Source organism: Chelatococcus caeni (assembly GCF_014196925.1).
Taxonomy (GTDB): domain Bacteria; phylum Pseudomonadota; class Alphaproteobacteria; order Rhizobiales; family Beijerinckiaceae; genus Chelatococcus_A; species Chelatococcus_A caeni.
Genome location: NZ_JACIEN010000001.1, coordinates 930,828 through 944,776 on the forward strand (window position 1 = coordinate 930,828; position 13,949 = coordinate 944,776).

The window sequence follows — 13,949 nt, forward strand, 5'->3', positions numbered from 1 at the left end:
TTGCATAATTGCAGCGCCCGGATTTTTGCGCGCGGCAGGGCCGAACCGTGGCGCCGCCTGCCACAAATTGGCCCGAGTGCTCCCCGACAGCTCACGCTTGATTAACCGTAGACGGTTTAATTAGGGTCAGTCGTCCGTACGGGCGGCGATGTGGCGGCGTTCTTGCGCGCCGCCGGCAGTCAGAGCGAATTCGACGATCGGGATCCCGCCAGTGCGCATTACGGTTTCCAAACTCAATGCCTCCGCCTTCGCCGGTGCCGTCGCCGTTGCGTGTGCCGCCCTGTCGGCTCCGGCCGCCGCCCAGCAGCCGATGGTGATCGCCTCGCAGGCCGAGTGGAGCCAGGGCTACGACGCGGCGCCGCGCATCCGCGTGCAGCGCTCCTTCATGCCCACCGTCTCGCACGAGGCGATCACGGGCACCGAGCAGGCCATTGCGCATTATCGCGACATCGCGGCGCGTGGCGGCTGGGGCCAGGTGTCGTCCAACCAGCGGCTGCGCGTCGGCGCCAAGGGCCCGGGCGTCGTCGCCCTGCGCGAGCGTCTCATCCTGTCCGGCGACCTCGAGCCGTCCGCCGGCAATTCGCCGGTGTTCGACACCTATGTCGAGGCCGCGGTGAAGCGCTTCCAGGCGCGGCACGGCCTCAATGCGACGGGCGTCGTCAACGGGCCGACCATCTCCGCGCTCAACGTGCCGGTCGATACCCGCCTGCGCCAGCTCGAGATCAATCTGGTGCGCCTGCGCGCCCTGTCGGGCGACCTCGGCGAGCGCTACGTGATCGTCAACATCCCGGCCGCGCTCGTCGAGACGGTCGAGGGCGGGCAGGTCGTCAGCCGTCACGCCGCCGGCGTCGGCAAGATCGACCGCCAGTCGCCGATCATGAACGCCAAGATCACCGAGATCAATTTCAACCCGTTCTGGACGGTGCCGGCCTCCATCATCCGCAAGGATCTCATCCCGAAGATGCGGCAGGACCCGAGCTACCTGTCGGACAACAAGATCCGCGTCTACAACGGTCAGGGTCAGGAAGTTCCGCCGCAGAGCATCAACTGGAACTCCGACGAGGCCACGCGCTACATGTTCCGCCAGGACCCCGGCGCGGACCTCAATTCGATGGGCTTCGTGCGCATCAACATTCCCAACCCGCACGGCGTCTACATGCACGACACGCCGGCCAAGGGCATCTTCGGCGACGACTTCCGCTTCGTCTCGTCGGGCTGCGTGCGCGTGCAGAACGTGCGCGACTACATCACCTGGCTGCTCAAGGAGACGTCCGGCTGGGATCGCGCGGCGATCGACCAGGCGATCGCCTCGGGCGAGCGAATCGACGCCCGCCTCGCTAGGCCGGTGAACGTCTACTGGACCTACATCACCGCCTGGGCGTCGCCGGACGGCATCGTGCAGTTCCGCGACGACGTCTACAACCGCGACGGCCTCGGCGTGCAGAACGTGATGGCCGCGGCCCAGGCGGAAGAGACCGAACCGGTCAACTGACCTCCCGTCCCGGTTCCCGAACAACGGCCCGCCCCTCGGCGGGCCGTTTGCTTTTGCGGCCCGCGCCCGTCCATGCAGCGGGTGCGACGCCGTTGAGCGTCCCGCGCCTGTTGGCGCCCGCCGAGCGAAGTGTTATGCACCTCTCGTGCGGGACGCGAGGACCCGCCCCCATATCGTAGGTCATCACACGAAAGGCTTGCGCCCCGGCTGGACGTCCCGTCCAGCGCCTCGGGAGGCGGGCGGCCCCCGATCGTCGGTGACCCGGATCAGGTGACCTGAAGTCGAGGTGAAGCCATGAGCGCGAGCAACGCCGTTCCGTCCCATCTGTCCAACAGCTTCTTCTCGGCCGGGCTGGCGGATGCCGACCCCGAGATCGCCCGTGCCGTCGCGCTCGAGCTCGGCCGCCAGCAGACCGAGATCGAGCTTATCGCCTCCGAGAACATCGTCTCGCGGGCGGTGCTCGAGGCGCAGGGCTCGGTGATGACGAACAAATATGCCGAGGGCTATCCCAAGCGCCGCTACTACGGCGGCTGCCAGTTCGTCGACATCGCCGAGGAGCTCGCCATCGAGCGCGCCTGCCGCCTGTTCGACTGCCGCTTCGCCAATGTGCAGCCCAATTCCGGCTCGCAGGCCAACCAGGCCGTGTTCATGGCGCTCGCCCAGCCGGGCGACGTGTTCATGGGCCTCGACCTCGCCGCGGGCGGGCACCTGACGCACGGGGCCAAGCCCAACATGTCGGGCAAGTGGTTCCGCCCGGTGCACTACACGGTGCGCGAGGACGACCAGCGCGTCGACATGGACGAGGTCGAGCGCCTCGCCCACGAGCACAAGCCCAGGATCATCGTCGCCGGCGGCTCGGCCTATTCGCGCCATTGGGACTTCGCCCGCTTCCGCCAGATCGCGGACGCTGTCGGCGCCTATTTCATGGTCGACATGGCCCATTTCGCGGGGCTCGTGGCCGGCGGGGCGCATCCCTCGCCGTTCCCGCACGCCCATGTGGTGACGACGACCACCCACAAGACGCTGCGCGGGCCCCGCGGCGGCATGATCCTCACCAATGACGAGGACCTCGCCAAGAAGATCAATTCCGCCATTTTTCCCGGCCTGCAGGGCGGCCCGCTCATGCACGTCATCGCCGCCAAGGCGGTGGCCTTCGGCGAGGCGCTCAGGCCCGAGTTCAAGGTCTATGCCCGCTCGGTGGTGGAGAACGCCAAGGTCCTCGCCGACACGATGGTGGAGGCGGGCTTCGCCGTCGTCTCCGGCGGCACGGACAACCACCTGATGCTCGTCGACATGCGCCCCAAGGGCCTCACCGGCAAGGCGGCCGAGGCGGCGCTCGGCCGCGCGCACATCACCTGCAACAAGAACGGCGTGCCCTTCGACACCGAGAAGCCGACGATCACCTCCGGCATCCGCCTCGGCACCCCGGCCTGCACGACGCGCGGCTTCGGCGTCGCCGAGTTCAGGCGTGTCGGCGAACTCATCGGCGAGGTACTCGCCGGGCTCGCCAAGAACGGCGAGGAGAACAACGCGGCGGTGGAGAATGCCGTGCGCGAGAAGGCTCACGAGCTGACGCGGCGGTTCCCTATCTATCCCTGAGGCCGCCACGGCCGGAGACGCGCCATGCGCTGCCCCTATTGCGGTAACCTCGACACGCAGGTGAAGGACTCGCGCCCGACGGACGACCATTCGGTCATCCGCCGGCGGCGCATCTGTCCCGACTGCGGCGGGCGTTTCACGACCTTCGAGCGCGTCCAGCTGCGCGAGCTCATGGTGGTGAAGCGCTCGGGCCGGCGCGTGCCCTTCGACCGCGACAAGCTGATGCAGTCCGTCTCCATCGCGCTGCGCAAGCGCTCGGTGGACGAGGAGCGGGTGGAGCGCATGATCAACGGCATCGTGCGCCAGCTCGAGAGCTCCGGCGAGACCGAGATCCCGAGTGAGAAGATCGGCGAACTCGTCATGGAAGGGCTGCGCAACCTCGACAGCGTGGCCTATGTCCGCTTCGCCTCGGTCTATCGCAATTTCCGCGAGGCCAAGGATTTCGAGGAGATCATTGGCGAGCTGGCCGGGGGGGAGATCATTCCCCTCAGGCGGGAGCACGAGGAAAGTTGACCGTGCCCGGACCAGCGGCCGCGCCGGAAGCCTTCTCCGCCGCGCCGTCTGCGCGTTCCCGAGAGATGCTCGATACGGGCTTCATGACGACGGCGCTCGCCCTCGGCGCGCGCAACCTCGGCCATGCCGCCCCCAACCCCTCCGTCGGTGCGGTCATCGTGGCTTCCACGGCCGCGGGCCCGCTCGTCGTCGGGCGCGGCGTGACCCATCCCGGCGGGCGCCCGCATGCCGAGCGCGTGGCGCTCGACCGGGCCGGCGAGGCGGCCCGCGGCGCGACCATGTATGTCACGCTGGAGCCGTGCTCCCACCACGGCCGCACGTCGCCCTGTTCCCAGGCCATCGTCGAGGCCGGCATCGCCCGGGTCGTCTCGGCGATCGAGGATGCCGATCCGCGCGTGCGCGGCCAGGGCCATGCCCAGCTGCGCGCTGCCGGCATCGCCGTCGAGATCGGCCTCGGCGAGGCGGAGGCCTTCCGCCAGCATCGCGGGCACTTCCTGCGCGTCACCGAGGGCCGGCCCGCCGTGCAGGTCAAGCTGGCGCAGACGGTGGACGGCATCGCCGCCCGGCCCGGCACGCGGCTCATGATCACCGGCCGCGCGGCGAACGACCGGGTGCACCTGATGCGTGCCCATGCCGATGCCATCATGGTCGGCGTTGGCACCGTGCTCGCCGACGATCCGCAGCTGACCGTGCGGCTGCCGGGCATGGACGAGCAGTCGCCCCTGCGCATCGTCGTCGACAGCGCCTTGCGCACGCCGGCGACGGCGGAGCTCGTGCGGACGGCGAGCGCGTGGCCGACCTGGATCGTCGCCACGGAGAACGCGCCGATCGCGGCGGAGCAGGTGCTGCGTGCTGCCGGCGTGGAGGTCATGCGCGTCGCCGCCGGGCCGGACGGGCGGGTGGATCTTGCCGCCATGCTGCAGCTCTTCGGCAGCCTCGGCCTGACGCGCATCCTGTGCGAGGGCGGGCCGGCCCTTGCGGAAGCGCTGGCGAGGGCCGATCTCGTCGACGAGGTGACGCTGATCACGGCCAGCCATGCCTATGACGGGCACGAGGCAGGCATCGCCGCGCTCGGCCCGGCGCTCGCGGCTGCGCTCGCGGGCGAGGGCGCGCTCGTGCGCTTCGGCGAGGCTCTGGCGGGCGAGGACCATCTGGCCTTTTGGGAAAGGACGCGTTGATGTTCACCGGCATCGTGACGGATGTGGGCGAGGTGATCGCCGCCGAGGACTTCCAGGGCACGCTGAGGCGCCTGCGCATCCATTCCGCCTACGATCCGGCCGGCATCGCCCTTGGCGCCTCCATCGCCTGCGGCGGTCCGTGCCTCACCGTCGTCGCGGTGGGCCCGCGCGAGGGCGGCTCGTGGTTCGAGGTCGATTGCGCCGCCGAGACGCTGGCGCGCACCACCGTGCCGCGCTGGCAGGCCGGCACGCGCGTCAATCTCGAGCGGGCGCTGAAGATCGGCGACGAGCTCGGCGGCCATATCGTGACCGGCCACGTCGACGGTGTCGGCGAGATCGTCGGCTGGGACGACATCACCGAGACCGGTGGGGCGGACGATCCCTGGGGGCCGAGCGCCCGGGTGACGGTGCGCGCGCCGCGCGCGCTCGCGCCCTTCATCGCCGAGAAGGGCTCGGTGACGCTCGACGGCACGTCGCTGACCGTCAACGGCGTTGCCGATGACACCTTCTCCGTGCTGCTCATCCCGCATACCATCGCGGTCACCACGTGGCGCGATCGCAAGGTGGGCGACGCGCTCAACATCGAGGTCGATCTGATGGCGCGCTATGCCGCCCGCCTTGCGGAGGCGCGAGCGGCGGGGTACTGACGCGAGCAAGATTTCCTGATCAACGAAGCCGCGGTCGCAACGGCCGCTGTCCCGACTGTCCGGGCGGGTTTCCCTCCCGCCGCGCAAGACGAAAAGAACATCATGGCCGGTCCACGCCAAGCCCAACTCCATGCTGCGCCCCTGCCGGGCGCCCGCGTCCTCGTCGTCGAGGCACGCTTCTACGACGAACTCGCCGACGAACTGCTGGCCGGCGCGCGCGCCGCCATCGCCGAGGCCGGCGCCGAGAGCCACATCATCACCGTGCCCGGTGCGCTCGAGGCTCCGGCCATGGTCGCCATCGCGCTCGATGCGGCCGAGGCCGCCGGCCGGCCCTTCGATGCGGTGGTCGTGCTCGGCTGCGTCATCCGCGGCGAGACCGGCCATTACGACATCGTCGCCGGCGAGAGCGCGCGCGCGCTGATGGACCTGTCGGTTTCGCGCCGCATCCCGCTCGGCAACGGCATCCTGACGGTGGAGAACGAGGCGCAGGCCTTCGCCCGCGCCCGTGTCGCGGAGATGAACAAGGGCGGCGGCGCGGCCGAGGCGGCGCTCGCCGTGCTGCGCCACAAGCGGGCGCTGGCGGAGGTATTGCGATGAGCCGCAGCGAGATGCGCAGCGCCGCCCGGCTCGCCGCCGTGCAGGCGCTCTACGAGATGGACATCGCCGGCACGGGTGTCATGGAGGCCGTCGCCGAGTTCGAGAACCACTGGATCGGCCGCGAGATCGAGGGCGTCACCTTCCGTGCGCCCGACGTGGACCTGTTCCGCGACCTCATCGCCGGCGTGGTGCGCGAGCAGAAGCTCGTGGACCGCCGCCTCGACGAGGCGCTCGCCAAGGGATGGCCGCTGAAGCGCGTCGAGGTGGTGCTGCGGGCCGTGCTGCGCGCCGGCGCCTACGAGCTCTTCTTCCGCAAGGACATCCCGGTCCGCGTCACCATCTCGGAATATGTCGACGTCGCCCGCGCCTTCTACGACGAGGACGAGCCGGGCCTCGTCAATGCCGTGCTCGACGCGCTGGCGCGCAGCGTCCGGGCGGCCGAGCTCGCGGCGCGCCCCTGAGGCGGGCATGGCGGGCGGCTCACCCTTCAGCGAAGACGAGCTGATCGCGCGCTTCCTCGCGCCGCTCGCCGGGGAGGGCGGCTTCGGCCTCAGGGACGACACGGCGCTCCTGTCGCTGCCGGAGGGCGAGGAACTCGTCCTGACGGTTGATGCCGTCGTCGCCGGGGTGCACTTCCTGCCGGACGATCCGCCGGCGTCCATCGCCCGCAAGGCCTTGCGGGTCAATCTCTCGGACCTCGCCGCCAAGGGGGCCGCGCCGCGCGGCTTCCTGCTCGTCCTTGCCCTGCCGCCCGGCTGGACGGAGGGGTGGATGGCCGATTTCGCCGCCGGCCTCGGCGAGGATGCGGCGGCCTATGGCTGTCCGCTGCTCGGCGGCGACACCGTGCGGACGCCCGGGCCCCTGACGCTGTCGATCACCGCCTTCGGTGCCGTGCCGCAGGGCACGATGGTGCCGCGCACGGGTGCGCACGAAGGTGACGCGGTGCTCGTCAGCGGCACCATCGGCGATGCCGCGCTCGGCCTCGCGCTCCACGCCGGCAAAGGCGGCGCCTGGGCGGCGGCCCTGACGGAGGAGGAGCGGGGCCACCTCGTCGACCGCTATCTCCACCCCCGGCCGCGGACCAATCTCGCCGCGGCCGTCCGGGCGAATGCGCGGGCGGCGATGGACGTTTCCGACGGTCTCGTCGGCGATTTCGCCAAGATGCTGCGTGCCGCCCGGCTCGGCGGCGAGATCGACCTTGCGCTTCTGCCCTTGTCCGCCGCCGCGCGCTCTGCGCTCGGCGCAGACGAGACCCTCGTCGAAGCCATCGCGACGGGCGGCGACGATTATGAAATCCTCTGCACGGTCCCCGAGAGCGGAATCGATGGGCTTGTGGAGGCTGCCCGCAGTGCCGGCACGCCGCTGACCCGGATCGGGACCGTGGGCGCCGCCGGTGGCGGGCTGACCATCCGCGACGGGGCGGGCGAGCGGCAGTTCGCCCGGGGCTCGTACGGGCATTTCTGAGGCGGTTGAAGCGAGGGCGGACGGTGGTTGAGATCGACGACAGGCTCGCCCGGCGCAACGCGATCATTCTGGCGGGAGCCCAGGCCTTCGGTGCCGCCAGCCCGCCCATCGTCGTTTCGCTCGGCGGCATCATCGGCGTATGGCTGGCGCCGGACAAGGCGCTGGCGACCCTGCCGGTGAGCCTGTTCAATCTCGGCGTCGCCGCCGGCACCATCCCCGCCGCCATGCTGATGCGCCACCTCGGCCGGCGCTCGGGCTATGTCGTCGGGGCGGTCCTCGGTGCGCTCGCGGGGCTCGTCGCGGCAGGCGGCATCTATGTCGGCGCCTTCCTGATCTTCTGCCTCGGCACGTTCCTCGCCGGCAACTACTCCTCCTTCGTCCAGAGCTACCGCTTCGCGGCCACGGACGGGGCGAGCTTCGCCTTCCGTCCGCGAGCCATCTCCTTCGTCATGGTGGGCGGGCTCATGGCAGCGGTCATCGGGCCGCAGGTCGCGATCCACACGCGCGACCTCTTCCCCGAGGCGCCGTTCGTCGGCAGCTTCCTCGGCCAGGGGGCGCTCGCGCTCATCGCCCTGCCCATCCTCTTCATGTTGCGGCCGGTGCCGATGCCGGCGGCTGCCCATGGCGGCGGCCGGCCCCTGTGGCAGATCGTGCGGGCGCCGCGCTTCATCGTGGCCGTCAGCGCCGGCACCGTCACCTATGCCCTGATGAGCTTCGTGATGACGGCCGCGCCGGTCGCCATGGTCGGCTGCGGCCATACGGTGGGGGAGGCGACGCTCGGCATCCAGTGGCACGTGCTCGCCATGTTCGGGCCGAGCTTCGTCACCGGCCGGCTCATCAACCGCATCGGCCACAGCGCCACCACCGCCCTCGGCCTGCTGCTCATCGCCGCGGCCGCGGGCGTCGCCCTGTCGGGGCTGGCGGTGGCGCATTTCTGGCTGGCGCTCGTCCTGCTCGGCGTCGGCTGGAACCTCGGCTTCATCGGCGCGACCGCCATGGTCACCGAATGCTATCGCCCGGAGGAGCGGGCCAAGGTGCAGGCCGCGAACGACTTCCTGATGTTCGGCACGGTTGCCGTCGCCTCCTTCTCCTCGGGCAAGCTGCTCGACGTCGCAGGCTGGGAGACGGTGAACTGGATCGTCTTCCCCCTCGTCACGCTCGTCCTCGTGATGATCGGTGCGCAGGAACTGGTGACCCGGCTGCGCGCGCGCCAGGTCTCCGCCTGAAGCATCAAACGGCCCAAAACGCCTCCAAACAGAAAAAAGCCGGGCTGCGCCACGTAAAGTCGTTTGCTTTGGCCCGGTTTTTTTGTTCACCTCAGCGTGAGCCCCAGAAAATGGCGAGGCTCGGGGGGTGAGACGTCGGCCATCCGGCCGTACGGCCGGAAACTGTGCGTGCAATCCTCCCGCTCACTAGGGATGGAAAAATGACCGCACTGATTTTGATCATAGCCGCGGGCGCGCTTTCTATCGTCTACGGCATCTATACCATTCAGTCCGTCATGGCGGCCGATGCCGGCAGCCAGCGCATGCAGGAAATCGCGAGTGCCATCCGTGAAGGTGCCCAGGCCTATCTGCGGCGCCAGTATTCGACGATCGGCATCGTCGGCGTCGTGCTCTTCCTCGCGCTCGCCTGGTATCTCGGGCTCACGGTGGCCATCGGCTTCGCGATCGGTGCGGTTCTTTCGGCAGCGGCCGGCTTCATCGGCATGAACGTGTCGGTGCGCGCCAACGTGCGCACCGCCCAGGCGGCCTCCCGCTCCCTTGCGGCGGGCCTCGACCTCGCCTTCAAGTCCGGCGCGGTCACGGGGATGCTCGTCGCCGGCCTCGCCCTTCTCGGCGTCGCCGGCTACTACACGGTGCTGACGCAGGCGATGGGCCTCACCGTCGCCGACCGCACGGTGGTCGATGCGCTCGTGGCGCTCGGCTTCGGCGCCTCTCTTATCTCGATCTTCGCTCGTCTCGGCGGCGGCATCTTCACCAAGGGCGCGGACGTCGGCGGCGACCTCGTCGGCAAGGTGGAGGCCGGCATCCCGGAGGACGATCCGCGCAATCCGGCGACCATCGCGGACAATGTGGGCGACAATGTCGGCGACTGCGCCGGCATGGCGGCGGACCTCTTCGAGACCTATGCCGTCACCATCGTCGCCACCATGGTGCTCGCCGCGATCTTCTTCGCCGGCCAGCCGGTGCTCGATTCCGTGCTGCTCTACCCGCTCGCCATCGGCGGCGTCTGCATCGTCACGTCCATCATCGGCACCTTCTTCGTCAAGCTCGGCGCCAACCAGTCGATCATGGGCGCGCTCTACAAGGGCTTCATCGCCACGGGCGTATTGTCGCTCGTCGCGCTCGCCATCGTCACCTGGCTCATCTTCGGCGGCTTCGGCACGACGCTGACCACCGGCGGCGGCACCAGCTTCACGGCGGGCGATCTGTTCTGGTGCGGGGCCATCGGCCTCGTCGTCACGGCCCTCATCGTCATCATCACCGAGTACTACACCGGCACCGACTACCGGCCCGTGAAGTCCATCGCCGCGGCCTCCGTCACCGGCCACGGCACCAATGTCATCCAGGGCCTCGCCGTCTCGCTCGAGTCGACGGCGCTGCCCGCCCTCGTCATTGTGGCCGGCATCGTGGCGACCTATTCGCTCGCCGGCCTCTTCGGTATCGCCATCGCCGTCACGGCGATGCTGGCGCTCGCCGGCTTCGTGGTCGCGCTCGATGCCTTCGGCCCGGTGACGGACAACGCCGGCGGCATCGCCGAGATGGCCGGCCTGCCGGGCGAGGTGCGCAAGTCCACCGATGCGCTCGATGCGGTCGGCAACACGACGAAGGCCGTCACCAAGGGCTATGCCATCGGCTCGGCCGGCCTCGGCGCCCTGGTGCTCTTCGCCGCCTACACCTCGGACCTCAACTTCTTCGTCGCCAATGCCGAGCGTTTTCCCTATTTCGCGGGCGTCTCGGTCGATTTCTCCCTGTCCAACCCCTATGTCGTCGTCGGCCTGCTGTTCGGCGGCCTCCTGCCGTTCCTCTTCGGCGGCATGGGCATGACGGCGGTGGGACGGGCCGGCGGCGCCGTGGTCGAGGAGGTGCGGCGCCAGTTCCGCGAGAAGCCCGGCATCATGGAGGGCAAGGACAGGCCGGACTACGGCCGCGCCGTCGACATGCTGACCAAGGCGGCCATCAAGGAGATGATCATCCCCTCGCTCCTGCCGGTGCTCTCGCCCATCGTCGCCTATGTCGTCGTGCTCGTCATCGCCGGCAAGAACAATGCCTTCGCGGCCGTCGGCGCCATGCTGCTCGGCGTCATCCTCACCGGCCTCTTCGTCGCCATCTCGATGACCTCGGGCGGCGGCGCCTGGGACAACGCCAAGAAATACATCGAGGAGGGACACCACGGCGGCAAGGGCTCGGATGCGCACAAGGCGGCCGTGACGGGCGACACGGTCGGCGACCCCTACAAGGACACCGCCGGCCCGGCCGTGAACCCGATGATCAAGATCACCAACATCGTCGCCCTGCTGCTGCTGGCGATCCTCGCGCATATGTAGGGAAGCGTCGCGCGCAAAAGAAAAACCCCGCGGCATCGCTGCCGCGGGGTTTCCTGTTCCCGGCAGGCGCCGCTCAGGCGCCGAAGGGGTTGAAGCTCGGCCCGCCGCCGCTGCCCGTCGCGCGCAGCAACTGGCCGATGAGCGACAGCTCCGAGCCGCTCGTGGGCGTCGTGCGGGTGATGAAGTCGAACACCACGCCGTCCTTGAGGCCGTAGTTGGCGACACGCTCGATCTTGAAGTTCCTGTCGAAATAGATGGCGAGCACGCGCTGCTCGACGAGCCGCGGGCGCATGAACTGCACCGGGCGCTCGAAGGTCTGGCTGATGTAGTAGAAGGTCTTGTTGCCGACCGTCGAGACGGTGGAGGGCGTGCCCATCCGCTCCAGCACCTTCTCAACGCTCGTGCCGGGCTTCATCTCGGCCACGACGCGCTCGTCGATCACATAGCCCTTGGTCAGGGTCTCGGTGGTGCTGCTGCAGGCTGCGAGCCCCATCGCCAATGTCGCGCCGACGAAACAACGCGCCGCGATGCGTTGGAAAGATAGAGACTTTCGCAATGCCATACCGTCCACCTGTGTTATGGGACCGGGGGCTCCGCCCCGGACTTGCGATGGGACCCGCCGATGCCGTAGCGCGCACGCGGGCCTTTTGCAAGGCGTGGTGAGAAGGTTAAGAAGGTCCGCATGATCTTGTCTTTTCTGCGTCGCCGGCGTCCCAACGACGTCATCGAGGACCTCTATCAACGGGTCGCCGGGGCGGCGCGCCAGCCCGCCCTGTTCCTGGAGCTCGGTTTTCCCGATACGGCGGAAGGCCGCTTCGAGGCGCTGGCGCTGCACGTCGCGCTCATCGTGCGGCGGCTCAACGCGCTGCCGGCGCCGGCGCCGGATGCCGGGCAGGATCTGGTCGACGTGATGTTCCGCGAGCTCGACCGCGCGCTGCGCGAGCTCGGCACCAGCGACCTTGCCGTGCCCAAGCGCATGAAGGCGCTCGCCGGCATCTTCAACGACCGCATGCGGCGCTATGCGGCCGCCGTCGATGCCGATGACGAGACGGAACTGCGGCGTCTCCTGGCGGTTCGTCTCGGTGAACCCGCCGAGCGCCACGCCGCGCTGGCCGCCTATGTGCGGGCGAGCGCGGCGCATCTCGACGGACTCAATTTCGATTCCCTGCTGCAGCAGTCGGCTCCGTTCCCGCCTGCCGCGCGATTCGGTGAAAGGACATGAACATGACCGCGGCGCCCGATGCGCTCCTGTCCCGCCCCGTCGCCGTTGCCGACATTCCGGCCTCCGGTCTCGAGGTCACGGTCGAGGCGAGCGACGCCGAGCGGGCGGAGCTTGCCAGACGCTTCGGCACCGGCCCCATCGCCAGGCTCGTCGGCTCGTTCAACCTGACGGGCACGAGCGAGCGCGTCCATGTGACGGGGACGGTCGAGGCGGGGGTGACGCAGACCTGCGTCGTTACGCTGGAGCCGTTCGCCAATAAGGTGTCCGAGGCGGTCGACGTCACCTTCATGTCGGCGCCGGCGCTCGAGCGCTGGCGCGCCGCCTTCGAGGTGCCGGAGGAGGACGAGACGCCCGCCGAGGACGAGCCCGACGAGATCCTCGGCGGGGCCGTCGATCTTGGCGCCGTCACGGTCGAGTTCTTCGCCCTCGGGCTCGATCCCTATCCCCGCAAGCCGGGTGCGCAGTTCGACTACGAGGGCGGCGACGAGGGCAAGACATCGCCCTTCGCCGTGTTGAAGAACCTGCCGCGGCGCGAGGAGGAATGAGCCCCGGCGGGCATTTTCGAGTTGCGGGTGACGTGCGCTTCGCTATTGTCCGCCGTCCCTCGCACATCGGGACGCATTTCGGGAGTTCGGGCTGAACCTATGTCACGACCGGTCACCATCGCACTCGACGCCATGGGTGGAGACCAGGGTGCCGCCGTTGTGATTCCGGGTGCGGCCATCGCCCTCGAGCGGCGGCCGGACCTGCGCTTCGTCATCTACGGCAACGAGGCCGCCGTTCAGCCGCTGCTCGATGCCCACCCCGCGCTCAAGGCCGTTTCCGAACTGCACCACACCGACGTTGCGGTGCGCATGGACGACAAGCCGAGCCAGGCGCTCAGGGCCGGGCGCTACAAATCGTCCATGTGGCGGGCCATCGAGGCGGTGAAGGACAAGCGCGCCGCCGTCGCTGTGTCCGCCGGCAACACCGGCGCGCTGATGGCGATGGCCACCTTCTGCCTCAAGCGGATGGCCAATGTGGACCGTCCCGCCATCGCCGCCCTGTGGCCGACGCTGCGCGGGGAGAGCGTCGTGCTCGATGTCGGCGCCACGATCGGCGCCGATGCGCAGCATCTCGTCGACCTCGCCGTCATGGGCGCCGCCCTCGCGCGCATCGTGCTCGACATCGAGCGGCCGACCGTCGGCCTCCTCAATGTCGGCGTCGAGGAGGTGAAGGGCAACGAGGCGGTCAAGGAGGCCGGCAAGCGCCTGCGCGAGGCCGACATCCGGCTCATCGACTACCGCGGCTTCGTCGAGGGCGACGACCTCGGCAAGGGCACGGTGGACGTGGTGGTGACGGAGGGCTTCGCCGGCAACATCGCCCTGAAGACGGCTGAAGGCACGGCCAAGCAGATCGCCCACTACCTGCGCGCCGCCATGGGCCGCACCCTGCTGGCGCGCATCGGCTATCTCTTCGCCAAGGGCGCCTTCGATGCGCTCAAGGAGAAGATGGATCCGCGCCGCTCCAACGGCGGTGTCTTCCTCGGCCTCGACGGCGTCGTCATCAAGAGCCACGGGGGCACCGACGCCCTCGGCTTTGCAAGTGCCGTCGAACTCGCTTACGACATGGCGCGCCACTCGCTCGCCGACACGATCCGCGAGACGATTGCGCAGGTGCACCCCTCGGCTGTGGCCGAGGCTTGAGG

13 protein-coding genes and 1 pseudogene are annotated in these 13,949 nt (G+C 69.4%); 13 read left to right on the top strand and 1 reads right to left on the bottom strand.

Annotation, left to right across the window (positions count from 1 at the left end):
* Positions 1-211: 211 nt before the first annotated feature.
* The 10 genes and pseudogenes from GGR16_RS04490 to GGR16_RS04535 all read left to right on the top strand — a co-directional run bounded on the left by GGR16_RS04490 (position 212) and on the right by GGR16_RS04535 (position 11,040).
* On the top strand, positions 212-1,492 hold the full coding sequence (locus GGR16_RS04490; RefSeq protein ID WP_183315816.1) for a L,D-transpeptidase family protein: 1,281 nt from the start codon (positions 212-214) through the stop codon (positions 1,490-1,492).
* 294 nt (positions 1,493-1,786) lie between these two features.
* Positions 1,787-3,091, top strand: a complete 1,305-nt coding sequence (glyA, locus tag GGR16_RS04495) for a serine hydroxymethyltransferase (protein ID WP_055460582.1) — start codon at positions 1,787-1,789, stop codon at positions 3,089-3,091.
* Positions 3,092-3,115: 24 nt separating this feature from the next.
* Positions 3,116-3,666 (top strand): annotated as a pseudogene (nrdR, locus tag GGR16_RS04500) (transcriptional regulator NrdR); the annotation flags it as partial.
* A gap of 3 nt (positions 3,667-3,669) precedes the next feature.
* Positions 3,670-4,782, top strand: coding sequence for a bifunctional diaminohydroxyphosphoribosylaminopyrimidine deaminase/5-amino-6-(5-phosphoribosylamino)uracil reductase RibD (gene ribD, locus GGR16_RS04505; protein WP_183316338.1), 1,113 nt, complete (start codon positions 3,670-3,672; stop codon positions 4,780-4,782).
* On the top strand, positions 4,782-5,429 hold the full coding sequence (locus GGR16_RS04510) for a riboflavin synthase (protein WP_183315817.1): 648 nt from the start codon (positions 4,782-4,784) through the stop codon (positions 5,427-5,429). The genes ribD and GGR16_RS04510 overlap by 1 nt, the downstream gene beginning before the upstream one ends.
* Positions 5,430-5,531: 102 nt before the next feature.
* Positions 5,532-6,026 (top strand): 6,7-dimethyl-8-ribityllumazine synthase, encoded by a 495-nt coding sequence (gene ribH / locus GGR16_RS04515; RefSeq protein WP_019401182.1) that lies wholly within the window; start codon positions 5,532-5,534, stop codon positions 6,024-6,026.
* Entirely contained in the window at positions 6,023-6,487 is a 465-nt protein-coding gene (gene nusB / locus GGR16_RS04520) for a transcription antitermination factor NusB (protein WP_019401181.1), read from the top strand. The genes ribH and nusB overlap by 4 nt, the downstream gene beginning before the upstream one ends.
* Before the next feature lie 7 nt (positions 6,488-6,494).
* Positions 6,495-7,490 (top strand): thiamine-phosphate kinase, encoded by a 996-nt coding sequence (gene thiL, locus GGR16_RS04525; protein ID WP_183315818.1) that lies wholly within the window; start codon positions 6,495-6,497, stop codon positions 7,488-7,490.
* Positions 7,491-7,513: 23 nt separating this feature from the next.
* Entirely contained in the window at positions 7,514-8,716 is a 1,203-nt protein-coding gene (locus GGR16_RS04530; RefSeq protein WP_183315819.1) for an MFS transporter, read from the top strand.
* 200 nt (positions 8,717-8,916) lie between these two features.
* The gene (locus GGR16_RS04535; protein WP_019401178.1) at positions 8,917-11,040 is read left to right on the top strand and encodes a sodium-translocating pyrophosphatase; all 2,124 of its coding nucleotides are present in this window, start codon (positions 8,917-8,919) and stop codon (positions 11,038-11,040) included.
* Between the two features lie 73 nt (positions 11,041-11,113).
* Here GGR16_RS04535 and GGR16_RS04540 read toward each other — a convergent pair whose 3' ends face one another.
* Positions 11,114-11,533, bottom strand: coding sequence for an outer membrane protein assembly factor BamE (locus tag GGR16_RS04540; protein ID WP_019401177.1), 420 nt, complete (start codon positions 11,531-11,533; stop codon positions 11,114-11,116).
* Between the two features lie 189 nt (positions 11,534-11,722).
* On the opposite strand from GGR16_RS04540, the gene GGR16_RS04545 reads away from it, so the two are divergent.
* The 3 genes from GGR16_RS04545 to plsX all read left to right on the top strand — a co-directional run bounded on the left by GGR16_RS04545 (position 11,723) and on the right by plsX (position 13,947).
* Positions 11,723-12,262 (top strand): ubiquinol-cytochrome C chaperone family protein, encoded by a 540-nt coding sequence (locus tag GGR16_RS04545; RefSeq protein ID WP_019401176.1) that lies wholly within the window; start codon positions 11,723-11,725, stop codon positions 12,260-12,262.
* 2 nt (positions 12,263-12,264) lie between these two features.
* The gene (locus GGR16_RS04550; protein ID WP_183315820.1) at positions 12,265-12,807 is read left to right on the top strand and encodes a YceD family protein; all 543 of its coding nucleotides are present in this window, start codon (positions 12,265-12,267) and stop codon (positions 12,805-12,807) included.
* A gap of 99 nt (positions 12,808-12,906) precedes the next feature.
* A complete protein-coding gene (gene plsX, locus GGR16_RS04555; protein WP_183315821.1) occupies positions 12,907-13,947 on the top strand; it encodes a phosphate acyltransferase PlsX in 1,041 nt (346 codons plus the stop codon).
* Positions 13,948-13,949: the final 2 nt, after the last annotated feature.

What these genes read in the sequence shown, in the direction of transcription:
- glyA (WP_055460582.1), top strand. Translation starts at nt 1,787, where the DNA reads ATGAGCGCGAGCAACGCCGTTCCGTCCCATCTGTCCAACAGCTTCTTC.
- ribD (WP_183316338.1), top strand. Translation starts at nt 3,670, where the DNA reads ATGCTCGATACGGGCTTCATGACGACGGCGCTCGCCCTCGGCGCGCGC.
- GGR16_RS04510 (WP_183315817.1), top strand. Translation starts at nt 4,782, where the DNA reads ATGTTCACCGGCATCGTGACGGATGTGGGCGAGGTGATCGCCGCCGAG.
- ribH (WP_019401182.1), top strand. Translation starts at nt 5,532, where the DNA reads ATGGCCGGTCCACGCCAAGCCCAACTCCATGCTGCGCCCCTGCCGGGC.
- nusB (WP_019401181.1), top strand. Translation starts at nt 6,023, where the DNA reads ATGAGCCGCAGCGAGATGCGCAGCGCCGCCCGGCTCGCCGCCGTGCAG.
- thiL (WP_183315818.1), top strand. Translation starts at nt 6,495, where the DNA reads ATGGCGGGCGGCTCACCCTTCAGCGAAGACGAGCTGATCGCGCGCTTC.
- GGR16_RS04535 (WP_019401178.1), top strand. Translation starts at nt 8,917, where the DNA reads ATGACCGCACTGATTTTGATCATAGCCGCGGGCGCGCTTTCTATCGTC.
- GGR16_RS04540 (WP_019401177.1), bottom strand. Translation starts at nt 11,533, where the DNA reads ATGGGGCTCGCAGCCTGCAGCAGCACCACCGAGACCCTGACCAAGGGC.
- GGR16_RS04545 (WP_019401176.1), top strand. Translation starts at nt 11,723, where the DNA reads ATGATCTTGTCTTTTCTGCGTCGCCGGCGTCCCAACGACGTCATCGAG.
- GGR16_RS04550 (WP_183315820.1), top strand. Translation starts at nt 12,265, where the DNA reads ATGACCGCGGCGCCCGATGCGCTCCTGTCCCGCCCCGTCGCCGTTGCC.
- plsX (WP_183315821.1), top strand. Translation starts at nt 12,907, where the DNA reads ATGTCACGACCGGTCACCATCGCACTCGACGCCATGGGTGGAGACCAG.